Consider the following 21,001-nt stretch of genomic DNA (forward strand, 5'->3'; position numbering starts at 1 on the left):
ACAGCCAACGCCATGCCATTGTGTTTTCTTTTTACTCCATTAGGTGGTCATTATGCCAACTGACGATCTCTATAACGCGTCGACATCCAGCCAATATCATTCTCTTTACGCATCTCAACAGCGCCTATGGATGTTTCATCAATTAAAACCAAACAGCGCCGCTTACAATCTTGGTGGGTTACTTTGGTTTGATGATCCTCGCCTGAGTATTGATAAGCTGAAACACGCCTTACACCAGATGATAAAAGACCACCCAGCCCTGACGATGATCCTGGATGACAGTAAGGGAACCCCGCGCCAGTGCTATAGTAACGCTGACGGTCTAATCACTTCCCAACCAATAGACGTAACAGACTTAACACAGCATGACGACCCAATTGATTGGCTAAAACAAGACGCCGAACAAAGATACCTTGAACCTTATCAACTCACCCACCGCCGACTGACTCGTTTTCATATCTATCAGGTACGTCAGGATAAGTTTGCCGTATTAATTGCCGCACACCATCTGATTATGGATGCTTGGTCATTACCTCTGTGTTGTAAATCGATCTTGTCCTACCTTGTTGGCGATCACTCTCCTGCTCACAATGGCGAGGATTATTTATCCTTCGTGGAAAAGAATAGCCATCACAATGACATAGACACTACCCGCACGGCATGGCAGTCATTAGGACTGTTATCGGATGATCCGCTTACCTTACCCAACATCGCCCCTCTTAGCGATGTCAGTTATCGTGCTGGCCATGTAACACAAGGTTTGAGCGACGCGCAACTAGGGAGTATCAATGACGCCGCCAAATCCCTTGGTGTCACACGCTTTGAACTGCTATCAAGCGCCCTGCTTTTGACCCTGTCTGTGTATGGCAATCATCCCCATCCCTCGCTGGTAATCCCCACACTAAACCGGAACAGTCAAAACCGACGTACGGTGGGCTTTTACGTTCGCAACGCCTTGCTTGGCCTACCCTTAGAAGCCACCAGCACACTAGGAGAGATCACGCAAAAGGTACGCGAGAAATTGGCCCAATCCCTTGGTTTTTCAAGCTTTTCAGCCGAACAGCTCTGTGGCCAACACGCCCTGCCCAGTTATGCCTTTAACTTCCGCACCCACGGGGAAGGAATGGTTGTCAAACAAAGGGATTATCAATTGTTATTCGAAGAGTTTCCGGTAGTTGAAACGCCCTTTGAACTGGTACTGGATGCCATCAGCAATACTGATCTAACCTTGCGCTTTGTGTACGCCAAAGAAAAATTCTCTAGGGCATTTATTGAGCGCTTTATCGACAGCTACCAACATATTCTTCAACAAATCTGCCACCAGCCAGACCGCCCAAAAGCCAGTCTCAACCCGCTGGGCAAGCAAGAAAACCGTTGGTTAGATGCCCAAGCGACAGCAGACACACCATGGGAAAAAGCGCTGTTTCATGAGCTGTTTGCCCGCCAGGCATCCACTCAACCCAATCATATTGCCTTGAAGCATGGCAACCAAACCTTGACCTACCGTCAACTTGACGAACAAGCCAATCAATTAGCCCACTATTTAATCAGCGAAGGCGTCGTGCCCGACACCATGGTTGGCGTCATGATGGAAAGAGGCCTCGCTCTGTTTGTCACCCTGCTCGGCATACTCAAAGCGAGCGGCGCCTTTTTACCGCTGGATCCTGACTACCCAGAACAACGTTTGCGCTTTATGCTGGAAGACAGTGACGCACAGCTGCTGCTAACACAAACGTCTTTAATGGAAAGCGCTCGGTCTCTTACCACGCAATCGGTAATTGCCTTGGAGTCCATCCCTTTAGACGCCTTTGCCAACACAGCGCCCATCACAAACCTACTCCCCCAGCATTTGGCCTATGTCATTTATACTTCCGGCTCAACGGGTATGCCCAAAGGGGTGGCCGTGGATCATATTGGCTTAACCATGCATGTGCAAACCATTGGCCAAGAGTATGGTATGACACCACACGACACTGAGTTGCACTTTGCCTCAATCAGCTTTGATGGCGCCCTTGAGCGCTGGACGGTTCCCCTTGCCTTTGGTGCTCGACTCATCATTCGTGATCAAGCGCTATGGACACCAGAGCAAACCACACAGGTTTTATGTAACGAAAAAGTAACCATCGCCTGTTTTCCACCAAGTTATGTCGGCCCCTTATTAGACTGGATAGAAGAGACTCAACCCTCATTAACATTACGCTCGATTACCTTAGGTGGAGAAGCTTTCACTCGGGAAACCTTTGAACGCATTCAACGAGTTATTGCCCCACCTAGAATCATCAATGGCTATGGCCCAACCGAAACCATTGTCACCCCATTAATATGGCGAGCCTATCCACAGGATACCTTAACCAGTGCCTACGCTCCCATTGGTTCCGCTGTTGGCGCTCGTCAGTTGTATGTGTTGGATGCCCAATTACAACGCTTACCCACAGGGGTCATTGGTGAACTCTACATTGGCATGGAAGTGGGCCTTGCTCGTAGCTACTTGAAGCGAGCAGACCTGACCGCTGAGCGCTTTTTACCTGATCCATTTGCAGCGAATGGCGAACGTATGTACCGCACTGGTGACTTGGTTCGTTTTAATGAAAATGGCGTTGTTGAATACTTTGGTCGAGCGGATCAACAGGTCAAAATTCGCGGTTTTCGTATTGAGTTAGGGGAGATTGAGTCCTGCCTACAAACCGTATCCCAAGCCAAATGGTGTGCCGTTGTCGCCCACGACTCGCCAAATGGGAAAAAGCTGGTGGGCTATGTGCAAACGCATGACACCCAACAAGACTCGGCACCATGGTTAACGGCACTCGCCCAGCGGTTGCCGGATTACATGGTACCTTCTCACATTATGATGGCAAAGCAATTACCCATCACACCAGCGGGTAAAATTGATCGAAATTGGCTCCCCGCCCCCCAGTGGGAACAACTGAACGACACAAACAGCCCCTTGACCACACCTCGGCAAACATTATTGGCTGAGCTATGGCGAGACATATTAAATACCCATGCTATTGGCGCTAACAGCCACTTTTTCTCTTGCGGTGGCGATTCCATTAGTGCCTTACAATTGGTCGGCAAGTTACGTCAGCACCAACTGATGTTAAGCCCCAAACAGGTGTTTGATCATCCTGTGTTATCAGACATGGCCGATTGCCTTGTTGATAACCAAACTAAAGCAGCGCAACAACATCCTCTTATGGGGAAGATTGCCTTGCTGCCGATGCAGTCGCGCTTTGTCGAACAGTATTCTCTGACATTGTGCAATCAGTTTGCGCGTTTTCAACTGCCGACACCCGTTCATCAAGAAGCTCTGAATACGGCAGTAACAAAACTGCTAGAGCACCATGATGCCTTGCGCCTGAGATTCAACGACAGCCTCACCGCCACCTATCTTGATAAAGGAAGATTCGCCTTACAAATACAAAACCAGCCACTCGATAGCGACGCCATACAAAAGGCCATTGACCCAAGCACAGGGTTGCTGCTCTCCTTAGGTGTCCACCTGGAAAGTGGTGATACTCTACTGGCGATCCATCATTTGGTAATCGATGCGTTGTCGTGGCCGATATTGTTAGAAGACTTGATGAGCCTCTATCAAGGGAGCTTACACAATACAGCGAGCCATTTGCCCGCCAAAACCCACCACCAAGGGGATTGGTATCAAGCGCTGTACGACTATTCATGGTCCGCTCAAGAACACCGCTATTGGACAGAACAAGTTCATCCCCCCGTGTTTCCGACACAGCGGGGAGCAATCCGCAAGCATCAATGGCACCTCACTTCCAGCTCGGCACAAAGATTGTTTGCCAGCACTCAGCGGTTCGCCAGACTGGATAAGGAAACCAGTTTACTGTGCGTCGTCGCCCATGCGTTAGGTCACTATCAACAACAGAAAACATTCCTAATCCATAAAGAAAGTCATGGCCGTTTCGCGGATGCCTTTCACCTTGATCTGTCACGTAGCGTTAACTGGCATACGGCTTTGTTCCCGCTAAAAATCCTTATCAGTGACGATTTAAGCGCGACCTTGGCCCACACTAAAGACCTTAGTTTAGCGCTACCAGCGGGGGGCATTGGTTATTCTGCTGGAATATTACAAGGGGAATGGTCCTATGCTGACGGCATCGATGTGTTATTTAACTACCTTGGTCGAGCAACGCAAAATCACCTCTCCAGCCTACCTATCAAGGAGTTTGGTTTATGGCGACCAGACAACGGTATCAGCGATGCGGCCATCGCTGTCAATATTTCAGAAACAGACCAAGGGATTGAGTTTGATATTGAGCTGGATCACCCGTTATTTAGCGAGTCACAAAGTGAACGTTTTATTCAACATCTCGATCAGGCAACCAAAGCCATTACTCAGCATTGCCAGCAACACTCGGCTATTTTGACCCAACAGGATGCACTGGGCACAGCGCTAAACCAAGCGTCACTCACCGCCATCAGCCAAACAATTCTGTCACAGCCCGATGGTCAGTTGCCGGAAAAGATTCTGCCCTTATCCACTTTACAGCAAGGGCTCTATTTCCATTCACAACTTGCTAAAGATAAGCACACCTATGTAAACCAAATCACCTTGCCGATTCATGGCGCAGAACCGAATAAGTTATTAGCCTGCTGGCAACAGCTTATGCAGCGTCACACCATGCTGCGCTCTACTATCAGCCAAGTTGAGGGGCAAGCGCACTTATTGGTCTGGTCAAACCTGCCTCTGATAAGTTCCTATCAAGATGCCCGAGAGCAAAAAGGATGTCGCCTGAAACAGATTCAACAGCATCTTGTTGAGCAGGGTTTTGATTTACAACAAAACCTCATTAGCGCACCACAACCATTGTGGCGGGTCGATTTAATCCAAACCACAGATCAGACACTGCAATGCGTGTTTACCATTCATCATCTACTCATGGATGGTTGGAGTACTGGTGTACTATTAGCCGAACTCTTTAGCCTGTATCACGGTCACACTCTGCCCCCCGTACAACAGGATTTTTCCGACTACCTCGGCTGGATCCGCCAACAAAACACAGCGTCAGTTGAGCCTTACTGGCGTGATTTTTTAAGCCATATTGAGGCCCCCACCTTGCTGGCGAATGTGTATGGTCGGCCTCAGCCACAACAAGGTCATGTGCGTAGTACCATCAGCATAGACGCCACCACACTGGCCAACTGGCAACAGGATCTCAAGCACTCGGGGCTCACGCTCAACACCTTAATTCAAGGCGCTTGGCTACTGACCCTGCAGCGTTATACAGGGCAAGACAATCCCGTTTTTGGTAATACAGTAGCAGGTCGCCCCACCACCCTCGCCCATAGCGATACCATGGTCGGGCTCTTTATTAATACGCTCCCTGTGACCCACAGGATTTGTTGGCAACAGACCGTTCAAGACTGGCTAAACGCCATACAAAATCAAACCAGCAGTCAGCGTGAATTTAGCCATACAGCCTTGTCCCAAGTACAACAGTACTCTCCCCTCGCCGGAGAGCCGCTTTTCGACAGCTTGGTGGTATTCGAAAACTACCCACTGGATCAAAGCCTCTTTCAACAAGGGGAGCTCACTATCGGTGAACCAGACAGCTATGAGTTCACCCACTACCCTCTTACGTTGGCCGTGTTGCCCAGTGAACAATTAGACATTGTCTTTGCTTATGATTCCGCTTGCTTTAGTGCCACACAAATAGCGTCATTACAGGCGACAACAAATCATTATCTTGAGCAGCTAGTACATGGTTTAGCACAACCACTTAACAGCATTAATGAGCTAGATAACACCCAAAAAGACATCTTACAAAAACATATAAAACCCTCTGAGCCTTGGCACTATATCCCATTTACTGAGCTGTTTCGCAAACAAGCCGAGCAACGGCCAAACCAACAAGCATTAGTCGCTAATCCGTTACTAGCGGGTGGAAAACAAGCCGCGGTATTAACCTACCAAGCGCTAGACCAACAAAGTGACGCCGTAGCGGCAGAACTGCTTGCCCAAGGTATTCACCAAGACAGTATTGTTGGCGCCTTATTCCAACGGAGTAATGAAATGTTGGTCGCGATGATCGGCATTTTAAAGGCGGGAGCCGCCTTCCTACCACTTGACCCCTCTTATCCAGAAGACCGTTTACGCTATATGGTCGAAGACAGTGAGTCTGCACTCTTAATCAGTGATCCATCTTCCTTATCATTAGCACAGCGTATAGGTGAAAAAACGCCTCTTATAAGTTTCAATAACATTGATTTGACCGCTTCTTTAAGTGAAAACACCGTGCTTTTACCCGACCAGTTGGCCTATGTCATCTATACCTCTGGCTCGACAGGCAAACCAAAAGGCGTCTGTATCAGCCAATTAGGGTTAAGCATGCATGTGCAAACCATAGGACAGCGCTATGGAATGCAACCCTCAGACAGAGAGCTGCATTTTGCCTCCATCAGCTTTGACGGTGCCATTGAGCGTTGGGCCACACCTTTAGCATTTGGTTCCACTCTAGTGATTCGTGATCAATCCCTCTGGAGTGCCCAAGAAACCTGCGAGGTATTAGAAAGAGAGCACATCACCATTGCCTGCTTCCCTCCTAGCTATGTAGGCCCTTTAGTGGAATGGATACAAGCGGCTAACCCAAAACCCCAACTCCATGTTCGCTCATGGACATTGGGTGGCGAAGCGTTTACTCGTGATACCTATTTTGCTTTGCAACGCACTCTACAACCGCCACGTATTATTAATGGCTACGGTCCAACAGAAACCGTTGTTACGCCGTTAATCTGGCAAGCTTATAGGGATACGCCACTTGACAGTGCCTATGCCCCCATTGGGACAGCCGTCGGCGCCCGCGATCTGTTCGTGCTGGATAAAGACTTACGCCCCGTGCCTTCTGGGGTCTGTGGGGAACTCTACATTGGTGACGAAACAGGGTTAGCGCGGGGCTACCTCGCTCGCCCAGAGCTCACCGCCGAGCGTTTTATGCCCAACCCCTTTAGTCGATATGGTGAACGCATGTATCGAACTGGCGACTTAGTGCGCTGGCGCGAAGACGGCGTCATGGAATATTTAGGAAGAGCGGACGACCAAATCAAAATCCGTGGGTTCCGCATTGAATTAGGGGAAATTGAATCTCGCTTGCAGCAACTTAGCGGCAGTCGCCGTAGTGCCGTTGTGGCCTTTGATGGGCCGACAGGAAAAAGGCTGGTTGGCTATATCGAAAGCCAAGATATCTCTCTCGATAGCCAAGCCATTTTACAGAAAATGAAGCACGCGCTGCCGGATTATATGGTGCCTTCTCAACTGATGGTGTTGGACGCCTTGCCACTCACCCCCGCCAGTAAAGTGGATAAAAAGCGCCTACCAGAGCCGGAAATAGAGACATCGCACCAAGATTTTGTTGCCCCCCAAGGTGATATAGAAACCTTACTCGCCAGCGAATGGCAGCACCTGCTAACACTCGACAAAATTAGCCGACACGACGACTTTTTTACCCTTGGTGGTCAATCACTGCTCGCGACTCAATTGGTCGGCCGTTTGCAACAAAATCATCAGATACACTTGCCACTGCAAGCGGTGTTCGATGCGCCCGTATTGAGTGAAATGGCCAAACAGTGTCAGCCCCATAACGAAGCCCTTGCTATGAAGGCAGTCCCACGGTTATCCCACATGCCAGTCAGTGCGGCACAAAAGCGCTTATGGTTTGTTCAAGAGCTGATGCCAGACAGTTCTGCTTATCATATGCCTTTGGGCATCAAGCTGACAGGCCAGCTTGATCGCGCACGTTTAGCTCGCGCGCTGCAGTCCTTAGTAAACAAACATGAAATTTTTCGTACCACTTTTGTTCAGGTGGAAGGCGAGCTGATGCAGACCATCCACCAAGAGGTGCAAGCCCCTATTACTTACCATCAAGCCAGTGAGTTTACCGACCTTGAACCACAACGAGAAAACTGGATAAGCGAACCGTTTGATTTTGCTCAAGCGCCCCTTATGCGAGTGTATGCTATCGAACACAATGCAAACGAACACGAACTGTTTTTGGTCCTCCACCATATTATTAGTGATGGCCTCTCCATACAGCAGCTCATTAAGGAATGGTTCACCCTGTATCAGGATCTAGCGAGAGGTGTTGAGTCAAATATCGATTCCCTTAAGACGTTGGATTATGCTGACTACGCTTATTGGCAACGGGATTGGCTGCAAACACCGCAAGCTAAACAAGATCTTCTGTGGTGGACGCAGGCACTGAAAACCGATATTGAACCACTCATCCTGCACAGCGAAGTGCCAAGAGACCCGCAGCAAGTCCATGGCAGACGCTATCATTTTGTATTGAGTGAGCAACAAGTCGCACACATCCGCTCACTTGCGTCGACTCATCAGACAACCACCTTTAACGTGATGCTCAGTCTTTGGCATTTACTAATGCACAAATACACAAGCCAGCATGACATTCGCGTGGGGGTTCCTGTCGCGGGACGACACCATACCGATACACTGGATATGCAAGGCTGCTTTATTAACAGCCTCACGATTCCCGCTAATATCAAAGCCACCGATACCTTCTCGGACTTAGTCAAGCAAGTCACTGGTTTTTTCCAGCAGGCCCTGGCTCGTCAGCATGTTCCCTTTGAGGCCATTGTGGAAGCGCTCGGTGTCGCGGGTAATATACAGCATCATCCCCTTTATCAGACCAGCTTTAATTTCCAACAAATGGATCTAGCCGTTCTTCAGCATGTCGATGGCTTAGACATTAGCTTGTTTGATCCTGGAGTAGTCGGTGCTCAACTTGAATTAAGCCTCGATATCCAACAGTTCACGGATACCATCGATGGCAACGAGAAGTGGACAGGCTTTGTTAACTACGCCTCACCCATTTTTGATGAAGCCTTTGCTCAATCCTTAATTGAACATTGGTTCCTGCTACTGGAAAGCGTCGCCAATGATCAGCCAAAAACGCTGGCCGAGCTAACCTTGGTAGATGCCTCACAGGCCCAATACATTAAGCAATTCAATGCAACGGACAAAGATTGGGGGGAACTGTTACCCCCACCGTTAAGTATTATTCAACAAGCCCAGCGCACACCCGATGCGACCGCGTTGTCGATGGGTAACCAAACACTCAACTATCGTGACTTTGATCGTCAAGTTACCCAACTAGCCAACTGGCTACGCCAGCAAGGCGTCAAAGAAGAAACCCGTGTTGGACTTGGCCTGCCACGCTCTATTGACTTAGTCATCGGCCTACACGCCATTACTCGCGCAGGGGGAGCCTATGTTCCCCTGGATCCTAGTTACCCTAAGGAGCGCCTCAGCTATATTCTCGACGCGGCCGAGGTCTCCTTACTGCTAACAGATGAGCCAACCCTCAGCCAGTGGCCTGCCTCATCCCATTGCCGTTATGTCACAATCGATAGCCTCGATACGTCGTCCGAAAGTCTGACGCCACCCCGTGTTCACTGGCAACAGGATCTGGCGTTATATGTCATTTTCACCTCAGGTTCCACAGGGTTACCAAAAGGCGTTGTTAACACACAAGCCGCCTTACAAAACCGTCTACAGTGGATGCAAAGCGAATACTCACTGACAGCAGAAGATTGTGTTTTACAGAAAACCCCTTTTAGTTTTGATGTCTCGGTCTGGGAGTTTTTCTGGCCCCTAATGGTCGGTGCCCGACTTGCCATTGCCCCACCTGAGTCTCATCGTCAGCCAGAGCGCTTGCATCACACCATCATTGAGCAAGACGTCACCACCATTCACTTTGTGCCATCCATGCTGTACGCCTTTGCCAACGAAACAGACATGGCCCTTTGCCGCAGCCTAAAACGCATTATTTGCAGTGGGGAGGCATTGCCCGTGGAGTCTGTCGATAAAGTGCTGACGACTCTGCCCACCTGTCAACTTCACAACTTATATGGCCCCACCGAAGCCGCCATTGATGTCAGTTATTGGCAATGCCAGCAACCGCTTGGCAGACGCACGCCCATTGGCTATCCGATCAGCAATACGCAACTGCATGTGCTGGATGACTGCTGGAATCCCCTTCCAATCGGCATTCCAGGGGAACTCTATTTGGCTGGCGATGGATTAGCACGAGAATACCTTGGCCGAGCTGATTTAACCGCCGAGCGCTTTGTCCCTAACCCTTGGGGAGCAGCCGGTTCTCGCATGTACCGCACTGGCGATAAAGTCTTGCGCATGCCTGACGGTCGCTTGGAGTACCTTGATCGATTGGATCATCAAGTCAAAATTCGCGGGTTGCGTATCGAATTGGAAGAAATAGAAGCGGTACTTAATCAACATAGGCTAATCGATGAATCCGCCGTAATCGCCTACCACTATCAAATTGGCTCGCAACAGGATAAGGGCCATACCCAACTAGTCGCTTACTTGGTGTGCAAAGATTGGACGACAGACCAGGAAGCGGAGGTAAAACGTCATCTTTATGAGCATTTACCCGATTACATGGTGCCTGCCATCTTTATTGGCCTCGATGCGATGCCGTTATCCCCAAGCGGCAAACGTGATCGTAAAGCATTGCCTTCTCCAGAGTGGAATCAAGTGTGCTATCGCGCTCCAGAATCCGCACTAGAAAAATGGTTCGCCCAAACCTGGCAAACCATTCTGGGCGTTGAGCAAGTAGGGCTCGATGACAACTTCTTTGCCCTTGGCGGACACTCTCTATTGGCAACCAAAGTGGTGGCTTTGACGCAACAAGAACTGGGACTCACCCTGACCTTAAAAGACTTTTTTGCCGCCACGTCTTTACAGGCACTCACCGACAGCCTTGAGCCTCACTACCAAACACAACACCAATCGGAGCAGGACGAACTCGATGTCATGGCGGCATTGATGGACGACTTGGATAACTTATGACTGCGAAAAATGACAAAACAGCCTTAGCGAAACGCTTTTTACAACTTGGTGAGCAAGAACAAATCAAGTTTATCCGTCTTCTTGATAGCAAGGGCTTAAACTTTGAAACACTGCCCATTGTAGCGGGCGAGAGGCCCAAACTGATCCCGTTGTCTCCCGCGCAAAAGCGGATGTGGGACATCTATCAGTTAGATGCAGGCAACAGCGCCTACCATATGGGAGGCTGTTTTGAGATTTCAGGGCCACTGGATCTTAAGCAACTGCAGAATGCGCTGCTAAAGGTGATGGAAAAACATCATACTCTGCGAACGCGATTTGTTCAGAATGAAGCCGGAGAAACCTTTCAATTTATTGAAAACCAGCCGGTCATCAGCATTGAAAGCTGGAATCAACAAGGCGCAGATGAACACACTTTACAACAAGCCAACGAGGCCTTTTTAAGCAAGCCATTTGACCTTTATCGCGGCTTACCCATCCGTGCTCAGAGCATCCGCCTCGAAGAAAAGCGCTACCAATTACATCTGGTGATGCACCACCTTGTGTCCGATGGCTGGTCTGTAGACATTTTTATGGGCGACCTGATCAAGGCTTATCAGACCATTGCGCTCACCCCACTGGATATCCAATACGCAGATTATGCCATTTGGCAAACGGCCCTGTTAAAGGCAGGAAAAGATCAAGAACATTTGGACTTTTGGCGTCAAGAGATCGGCACCCATCAGCCAGAAAAGTTGTTTGCTTGGCAGGGAGAAGTAGCACCTAATCAACGCCGTTTGGCAGACAGTCTCCAGTTGACAGTCTCTTCTCGACAGCATCAGACCCTTAAGCAGATAGCGCGCCAGTTGTCTGTCACCACGTCCAGTCTCTGGTTAGGGCTGTGGCAAAGTGCCCTAGCCAAGGCTTCAAAACAGCAAACTATCTCCATTGGTATCCCTCTAGCGAATCGACAACGGGCCGAAGTCGCTGATGTCATTGGCTTTTTCGTCAACACCTTGGTCATTAAGCAAACCATCGCCCCAAGCAACCCCTTGATGGATAGCATTCAAACTGCCCATCAAAAAGTGCTACAAGCACAGGACCATCAATTAGTACCGTTCGATCAGATTGTCGCGTCTTTATTAACCGAACGCGCATCAGGGGAAACCCCTTTCTTTCAGGTACTGTTTAACCATCAAATGGTGGCCCAAACCAACGCACAGCTGTCACCAGAGGTGACCATAAACCCCATCCACCAGCCGGGTCTCTTTGCCTTGTTCGATGTGGCCTTAGACATTCGTGAACACGCTGACCATACCCGTGTCATTCTCACCTATGCCAAAGACCGTATTGCCCAGCAAGCCATGACACAGCTATTCCAGATGCTAGAGCGTCTCACTGACACCCTAGAAGAGAACCTACCGCTCCCCTTGGCGCGAATCAATCTACTGAGCGAGGGAGACATCAAACGTCTCAATGCACTGGCTCAACCGAATGGTTCATGGCAGTTTGCCCCCATTACAAGCTTGATCGCTAAACAGGCAGCAGTGCGCCCGAATGCGATTGCGCTAAAACAATCGGGGACACAATACACCTTCGCCGAGCTGGAATCTCAGTCCAACCAACTGGCTCACTATTTAATCGGGCTGGGCATCCGCCAAGATGAACCCGTGGGGGTTTTATTTGAGCGTGGCGGTAATATGATTATCACCATGATCGCCATTATGAAAGCAGGCGGCGCTTTCTTACCCCTAGATCCAGACTACCCCACAGAACGACTGGCTTACATGATCGAAGATTCAGGTGCCAAGTACCTGCTTTCACATCAAACGCTCACCACTCGTTGGCACCAAATAAACCGCGCTATTACTCAGCAAACGGTCCAGTTGTTAGCGATTGATGAATTGGACCTGAGTCAACAAAATACCACCGCTCCCACCCTGACACTTTATCCTGAGCAACTGGCGTATATTATTTATACCTCCGGCTCAACGGGCAAACCCAAAGGTGTTGCCATTGCCCATGATGGCTTAAGCATGCATGTACAAACCATCGGCAAACAATATGGGATGACTCCAGATGATATCGAGCTGCACTTTGCTTCCATCAGCTTTGATGGCGCAGTAGAACGCTGGACGGTTCCACTGGCCTTTGGCGCCAAATTAATCATTCGCGATCAAGCCCTATGGAGTGCGGAAAAAACATGTCGTGTGCTGCAAGAAGAAAGCGTCACCATCGCCTGCTTCCCACCAAGCTATGTGGCCCCATTATTGGATTGGATAGAAGCCACCCAGCCTACATTGGCCGTGCGCTCTTGGACATTAGGCGGAGAGGCGTTTACCCGTGAAACCTATGGGAGACTGCAAACCTTAGTTCGCCCACCGCGGATCATCAATGGTTATGGGCCCACGGAAACCGTGGTCACCCCTTTGATCTGGCGCGCCTACCCAGGGGATTCCTTTCCCACGGCCTATGCGCCCATCGGAGAACCGGTTGGCTCCCGCCGTTTGTACGTCCTGGATGAACAGTTAAACCCTGTACCATTAGGCAACGCTGGTGAACTCTATATTGGCGATGAAACGGGGTTAGCCCGCGGTTATTTACATCAACCAGAACAAACCAGTGAACGTTTCTTGCCGGACCCATTTACTGCTAACGGGGAACGAATGTATCGCACGGGGGATTTGGTGCGTTGGCGTGATGATGGGGTAATGGAATACCTAGGACGCCTCGACCAGCAAGTAAAAATTCGTGGTTTTAGAATTGAATTAGGCGAAATCGAGAGCCGCTTACAGCAATTATCCGGTGTCGAAACCTGTTTGGTTGCCCTATGGCAAAACCAACTTGTTGGTTACCTTCATGGGCGACACGCCACACAATGTGACCAACAGGCGCTGCTAGCAAAACTGGCGCAACAGGTTCCAGATTACATGCTGCCTGCACAACTCATGGTGCTGGATCATCTGCCTCTCACACCGGCCGGAAAAATAGACCGCCAAGCACTGCCTGCTCCCAGCCACATATCCCCAGAGACATTCTATGCAGCCCCCATCACACCTCAAGAAACCTTACTGACGACTCTCTGGCAAGAGCTATTGGGCATCAAGAAGGTCAGTCGAACCGGCCATTTTTTTGCCCTCGGGGGCGATTCTATCCTCTGCTTGCAACTGGTCAGCAAACTGAAATTAAGCGGATTTAGCCTGACGCCAAAAGACATTTTTGCCAACCCGGTATTATGTGATCTGGCCAAGACAATGACCCTCGTTCAGCAAGCGCAAGAGAGAGCACTACCTCAGCATGCCTTTGATTTGATGCCCATACAGGCCCATTTTTTAGCCCAAGACTTTGCCCAACCTAACCACTGGAATCAACATGTCTGTGTCACCTTGAAACAGGAAATGGACACAAACGCCCTAAATCTCGCGCTCAATGCCTTAGTCGAACATCACCCTAGCCTTCGTTTGGCTTTTTCTAAGACGGAAAGGGGCTACCAACAAGCCTACCAGCCCTTTGTTTCAAGCAATCTGCTCTGGCAAGCCCAAGCGGCCGACGAAGCCGAATTTACTGACATCGCCCACCGTCTACAAACCAGCCTCAATTTAGCGTCCGGAAAATTATTGCAAGCGGGGCTTATCACTCTGTCGGATACGAGCAAAAGGCTTATTGTGGTCATTCATCATATGGCCGTAGATGGGGTTTCCTGGCGTATTCTGCTCGACGATTTATGGACGGCTTACCAACAAATCGTGAGTGATCAAGCCGTTGTCTTACCCACTAATTATGCCAGCTTGGACATGGCCGTCGCCCGACTTCGTGAGTGGCGGGCTTCCGTCGACTATCAGCAAAAACAAGCCTACTGGCAAACGGTTGTCAACGCATCTCAGGCCCTTCTGCCAACGACACCACCGGCGCGTTATGCCGACAAACACAGCCTCACCATTACACTCAGCGAGCAAGATACAGCGGCATTACTCACCTCAACGAAAGACATTATCAGTACCCTGTTAGCCGCCTTACCTGTCGCCTCGCTCACCAATAACCAAACGGCGTTACCGCTTTATTTAGAAGGCCACGGTCGAGAGGCGTCGGTCTTTGGTGAGTTAGACTTAAGCCGCCTTGTTGGCTGGATGACCAGTTTGTACCCGATGATTCTTCATGCTAATCAAGACAGCGAAGCCATTGAACAGCAACTCAGCACAATACGCGAAGATGGCGGCATCAGTTTTGGCGCACGCTATCTAGAACCTGACCAACCGTCTCCCAATGCCTTGCTGACGTTCAACTATTTGGGCCAATATTCTCATCAGGATTTTGCCCATTGGTGCCAGCCATTTGAAGGCGGCGGACCCGCTCAATCTGAGCAAAATACCATGCTCACCCCATTAGTCATTAACACTCAGATTGTCTCTGGCAGGCTGTCCTCTACTTGGGAATATGCAACAACCCATTACCATGAGTCCGATGTTCAGCGATTCGCGAATCAGTGGCGTCACCAACTTCACCAACACATAAAACAGTTGGCGCAATCCCCTGTGCCAGTGCAGGCTGATCAAAGCTTAATAGAAAGACTTAATACGGACTCGAAGCCACCTGTTTTTTGCATTCACCCGGTTACTGGACGAGTCGTTGGTTATCAGAAATTGGCTATTGCTCTGGAAGGACATCGAACTGTCTATGGTATCCAGTCTCAGAGCTTTGCTTATCCTGGGCGTTTTGACCACTCTTTTTCACATATGGCAGATGTTTACGTGGCGACCATTAGAGCACGGCAACCCCAAGGCCCCTACAGCTTAATCGGTTGGTCACTGGGCGGAGCTTTATGCCAAGAAATCGCCATGCGACTCGAACAGGAAGGAGAGTCCATAGAGTTTATAGGCTTATTAGATTGCTATGTTCCAGGCACGGAAATAGCGGATGATCAATGGCAGTCCCCCCATGCCAAACACAAGCTTATTTCTCACCTAGAGTTGCTACTAGGGACACTATCAGACACACAGCAAGCCTCTTGTCTGCTCAAGTTTGACCAGTCCCCTCCCAATCACTGGCCAGCATTATTTGACGAATGGCTAACGGAGAATCAGTTTTCACTTCATGATGCGCATAATGCGCGGCAAGTCTTATATAGCTGGGCGGTAGAGCAGCATATGAGAGCATTATGCGCAGAGTACCAACTGCCATCTATCACAACCCCTATGCATACTTTCTGGGCGGGGCAGCCCGATAAACGTGCTTCTTGGTTAACCGCAGAGCTGAGCAAGATAAACTCTCTTGCGGATCACCGTGTTTACGACACAGATCACCTTGGTATCGTCCAGCACCAAGCGGTTATTAATGATTTAAAACAATTACTTAGCCAAACGACAGATAGGATGCGTCGTCATCACAAAGCAGTGAGAGCGTCTATAAGCGAATTTATCGAACACTAAATTGAGAATGATAATCAACTAAATCTTTTCATTTATTAAAGAATATGGTTAAAATACGCAAACATAAATAATAATGATTATCATAATCAACATCATCAACTTAAGGATATTATAAATGAGTCGATTATTCTGTCTAAATCCTCTATCACTTGCGGTTGCCATTGCATTAACGTCAAGTGTCGGACACGCTGAGGATCTCGGCACGCTCGTTGTAGAAGGCGATACACATCAAAGCTCCACGACCAATAATTTTTCTTATGTCAGTAAAGTGGCACAGACGGCCACCAAGACAGATGAAAAGATCGTAAAAATCCCTCGTGCGGTTTCCGTTGTTACTCGGGAGCAAATGGATGATCGTGCGACCATCAGCGTATCGGATGCGCTGCAATACACTCCTAGTATTCAGACCAATTTCTACGGTGAAGATAATAAGCAGGATTGGTTCGTTATTCGCGGCTTTAAACAAGCGAATAATGGCCTATACCAAGATGGAACTCGACTCTATTCCTTTGGTTTTTATAGCTGGCAAATCGATCCTTTCATGTTAGAACGTATAGAGGTTTTACGAGGCCCAGCGTCTTCATTGGATGGTCAAACACCTCCCGGCGGCGTTATCAATCTGATTAGCAAACGCGCCCAATTGAACGAAGATTTTGGTTCAGTCTCCGCCAGTGTTGGGTCTTATGACCGCAAAGAAATCAACTTGGACGTCAATAAGGCCATCAACGATAAGCTAGCTTTTCGTATGGTGGCACTAAAGCGTAAGAATGATACGAAAGTAGATAAAGTCGATGCTGACCGTACCTTACTAGCCCCATCTTTAGCGTGGCAAATTAGCGATGCAACCAAATTAACCGTATTAGCCAGCTACCAAAAAGACAATTCTAAACCTTACTTACAGTTCCTGCCTGAAGAAGGAACACTTACCAGCAACCCAAATGGTAAAATCGGCTACGATACCGCCTTAGGAAACCCTGACTGGGAAACCTTCCAACGCGAGCAAACCTCCGTGGGCTATGAATTAGAGCATGCCTTTAACGATAACGTTTCATTCAAGCAGTCTGCTCGTTTTAGCCATATGGATATCAACCTACGCCAAATGTACTTTGCGGCCTATTCTGCAGACGTGCCCCGCGTTGGTCCGTTACTGGATCCCACTGGTGCCAGAAGCGACATTGTTAGAGGAGTCTCTACGGCAGATGGCCATTCTAATGCTTTCAACATTGATAACCGCTTTATCTATAAGTTTAACACTGGCGGCGCAAAACATACGTTACTAACCGGTGTAGATTATCAAAGCCTTGATATTAACAATAAAGACTATGCCTCAGACCCTATCGCCGCAGATGGCAACAAGCCGATGGCCGTACCGGGTGTTGGTACCGTTGCGGGTAATCCTAATTTTAATATTTATCACCCAAGTTATAGCAATAACATTGTCTTATTAAACTCAAGTACATTAGCCACTGTCACCGATGCTGATCTGCAAACTACCAAAACGAAAAATCGGCAGTTAGGTTTTTATATCCAAGACAAGGCAAACATCACGGATAAATTCACGGTGATCGCTGGCGTGCGCTTTGATGACACCAGTGACAAAACCCACAATACCACGACGGATGCTAAAACCGATGTTGATCACCATGAATGGACCAGCAACCTAGGCGCTTCATACCAGCTAGCGGATGGTCTGGTTCCCTATGCCAACTTTGCCCAGTCTTTCAACCCAGTGGTGAAATTGGACGCGAACGGCCACCCTGCTAAAGCAGAAAAAGCCAAAAACTACGAAGTCGGTGTGAAGTATCAACCCAAAAACTTTGATGGCTATTTTGGTGTGGCCGCCTACCAACTGACCAAGGAAAACCTAACCAGAGGTTCCAGTAATACAGCCACCTTTAGACAGCTAGGGGAAGTCCGTAACCGTGGCATCGAGTTTGAAGCGGTTGCCAACCTGACCCAAGCTATCACCTTGGTGGGTAATTTAAGTTACGTAGACTCGGAAGTCACAGAAGATTCTGACACTCAGTATATTGGCAAAACGCCCTCACAAATTGCTAATAAATTGGCCTCCTTTTGGGGTAACTACCGCTTTTTCGATGGCAAATTGGCGGGCTTAAAACTGGGAGCTGGGGTTCGTTATATCGGTGATACTTATGCCGATAATACGGAAACCAATAAAGTGCCGTCTTACACCTTATTCGATGCGATGGCCAGCTATCAGTGGAACAACTACAAGTTTCAAGTCATGGCAAAAAATATCTTCAATAAGGAATACGTTGCCACCTGTGACTCCAATATTTGTTACTACGGTGACAGCCGTAACGTCATTGCGAGTGTGACATATGACTGGTAATCAGAACGTTCATCACACACTGCCCGTTGGGAAGTGTGTTTCTTTTGAAGCTGGCCACTACCACGTGACACTGCCATCGGGCGGTGTCAGTGTTCACGAGGAACTGCATGGCCAAGGTGTCTTAGTGCATTGTGAACTGCCTGAAAGTGAGCTGCTTAACGCATTTACCTTACTGTTTGAGCAGGTTCCACAGCTGCGTTGTATTGATTTAAGCAGCATTGATTTAAGCGACGTTGATTTACGCAACCTGTCATCTGATCACTTGGCTCATATACTTTACCGCAACGAATCAGGACAAAATATTCTATGGAGAGAAGCCATCATGCAGCGCCCGCACCGCTGGCTGCTTCAAGATCGCCCCTTGTTTCCCCATAAACCTGTTCTCACTAAAGCGGGTTATCATCCTATGAGACCAGCCCCTCAACAGGGTGAACTTTATCGTCGCTATCTGCCTGAACTGCAACAACATATCAGCCTATTGGGGCTCAATCTAGACGAACATTTAGCACTCTTTAATAAGTGGCAAAACAATGATCGCGTGGCCGCTTTTTGGGATCAAAAAGGCAGTCTAAGTGAACATCGAGCCTACTTAGCAGAGCAAATCGCGAACCATAAAAATCAGCTGCTAATTGCCTGTCTGGACGATGAACCCTTTGCCTACATTGAAGCCTATTGGACCAAAGAAGATCGCATCGCACCTTACTATGCTGCCGGCGATTATGACCGGGGCATACATATGTTGGTGGGAGAAGAGCACCACCGAGGCGCCCATAAGGTCGCGGCGTGGCTGCCATCGGTTTGCCATTACCTATATTTGGTGGACCCCAGAACCGACAAGATTGTCAGCGAGCCTAGAGCAGACAATCAGAAGATGATCCGTTATTTGCAAGCGTATGGTTTTGCCAAACTCAAAGAGTTCGACTTTCCACATAAACGCTCTGCTTTAATGTGCCAATTAAGGGAAAACTTCTTTGTTGACTGTTTTTAGTTAAGCGCCAAAACAGTGTCTAACCACAAAGCCAATATTCAATACGAACAACGAGGTGACTATGACAAACAAAATAAGGGAATATGATGTGCTTGGCATCGGTCTAGGACCGGCTAATCTGTCCATCGCCATCGCTTTAGAAGAACAAGCGCAAGACAATCAACTCTCATACTGTTTTTTAGAACAAAAATCGCAGTTTGAGTGGCACGGAGGCATGCTGCTTGATGGCACTCGCATGCAGATCTCTTGTTTAAAAGATCTGGTGACATTACGCAATCCCATGAGTCCTTATACCTTTGTGAATTATCTCCATACCCATAATCGACTTAATTCCTTTATTAATCTCGGTAGCCAACATCCATCACGTATCGAGTTCAACGATTATTTGGCTTGGGTCGCTAAACAATTTGATTCGCTCGTGCATTATGGTCAACGCGTCATCGATATTCAGCCAATAGAAGAGGAAGGGGAAATCACCAAAGTCAAAGTGATTGCTACCAATATCCATGGTGAGAAAACCGTTCGCATTGCCAGAAATCTGATTTTGGGAATGGGAGGCATGCCCAAACTACCGGAGCAGTTCCAAGGGCTCGAACACGCCAACGTACTGCACTCCTCCCGCTATAAAACCTGGAGTGAATCCACCAAAGATCTTCCAGAACACCCTAAAATCGCCGTAGTGGGAGCAGGTCAAAGTGCCGCAGAAATTTTTGTGGATTTGTGCAACCGCTATGAAGACGGGGAAGTGCATATGATCAATCGCCGTTTTGCGCTTCATCCTGCCGATGACAGTCCTTTTGTGAATGAAATATTTGATCCAGAGTTTACCGATCACATCTACTCCCGCGAGGAAGCAGAACGCAAAGACATCCTCAATCACTTTAGCGCAACCAATTACTCTGTCGTGGACATGGAAGAACTTCATGCCATATATGAAAGACTCTATTTGCAAAAAGTGACGGGGAAAGGGCAGCACAAATACCTGCGCTGTCATGACATCCAAGAAACGGGCGAAAAAGAACAGAAAATTGCCTTACGCCTTAACGATAGAGTAAACCACCAGCAAAACTGGCAAGCTTATGATGCGGTTATTTTGGCAACGGGCTACCGCTATGACGAATTTCACCAGATGCTCAATCATATGCAACCTTTGATGACAAGCTCCCCAGTAGAGCGCAGTTATCGCTTGCCGATGAAAGACCAGTGCTCTGTTAATGTGTTTCTACAAGGTTGCTGTGAATCGTCCCATGGTTTAAGTGATACCCTGTTATCGGTACTAGCGGTTCGCTCTAAAGAAATTGTGGATGCACTGCTTAAGCAGAAGTCTTCTCTTCATGACGAGAAAATGAGCGCCTAATAACCTTTTGTTAGCAACAAAACATCGCCCCGATAAAGGAGTATCAGGGCGA

Annotated in this window: 5 protein-coding genes; all 5 read left to right on the forward strand. The window is 48.5% G+C overall.

Annotation, left to right across the window (positions count from 1 at the left end):
- Positions 1–52 precede the first annotated feature (52 nt).
- The 5 genes from JHD45_RS11695 to JHD45_RS11715 all read left to right on the forward strand — a co-directional run bounded on the left by JHD45_RS11695 (position 53) and on the right by JHD45_RS11715 (position 20,949).
- The gene (locus tag JHD45_RS11695) at positions 53–10,849 is read left to right on the forward strand and encodes a non-ribosomal peptide synthetase (RefSeq protein ID WP_199476697.1); all 10,797 of its coding nucleotides are present in this window, start codon (positions 53–55) and stop codon (positions 10,847–10,849) included.
- Positions 10,846–16,251 (forward strand): non-ribosomal peptide synthetase, encoded by a 5,406-nt coding sequence (locus tag JHD45_RS11700; protein WP_199476698.1) that lies wholly within the window; start codon positions 10,846–10,848, stop codon positions 16,249–16,251. Before JHD45_RS11695 ends, JHD45_RS11700 begins: the two co-directional genes overlap by 4 nt.
- Before the next feature lie 115 nt (positions 16,252–16,366).
- Positions 16,367–18,604, forward strand: coding sequence for a TonB-dependent siderophore receptor (locus tag JHD45_RS11705; protein WP_199476699.1), 2,238 nt, complete (start codon positions 16,367–16,369; stop codon positions 18,602–18,604).
- Positions 18,594–19,592, forward strand: a complete 999-nt coding sequence (locus JHD45_RS11710) for a GNAT family N-acetyltransferase (protein WP_233407777.1) — start codon at positions 18,594–18,596, stop codon at positions 19,590–19,592. Before JHD45_RS11705 ends, JHD45_RS11710 begins: the two co-directional genes overlap by 11 nt.
- Positions 19,593–19,653: 61 nt before the next feature.
- Entirely contained in the window at positions 19,654–20,949 is a 1,296-nt protein-coding gene (locus tag JHD45_RS11715; protein WP_199476700.1) for a lysine N(6)-hydroxylase/L-ornithine N(5)-oxygenase family protein, read from the forward strand.
- Positions 20,950–21,001 lie beyond the last annotated feature (52 nt).

It is taken from the genome of Marinomonas spartinae (assembly GCF_016461715.1).
In the GTDB taxonomy this organism is placed as follows: domain Bacteria; phylum Pseudomonadota; class Gammaproteobacteria; order Pseudomonadales; family Marinomonadaceae; genus Marinomonas; species Marinomonas spartinae_A.

Excerpts from the sequence above, each read along its gene's own strand:
- JHD45_RS11695 (WP_199476697.1), top strand. The coding sequence starts at position 53 with ATGCCAACTGACGATCTCTATAACGCGTCGACATCCAGCCAATATCAT.
- JHD45_RS11700 (WP_199476698.1), top strand. The coding sequence starts at position 10,846 with ATGACTGCGAAAAATGACAAAACAGCCTTAGCGAAACGCTTTTTACAA.
- JHD45_RS11705 (WP_199476699.1), top strand. The coding sequence starts at position 16,367 with ATGAGTCGATTATTCTGTCTAAATCCTCTATCACTTGCGGTTGCCATT.
- JHD45_RS11710 (WP_233407777.1), top strand. The coding sequence starts at position 18,594 with ATGACTGGTAATCAGAACGTTCATCACACACTGCCCGTTGGGAAGTGT.
- JHD45_RS11715 (WP_199476700.1), top strand. The coding sequence starts at position 19,654 with ATGACAAACAAAATAAGGGAATATGATGTGCTTGGCATCGGTCTAGGA.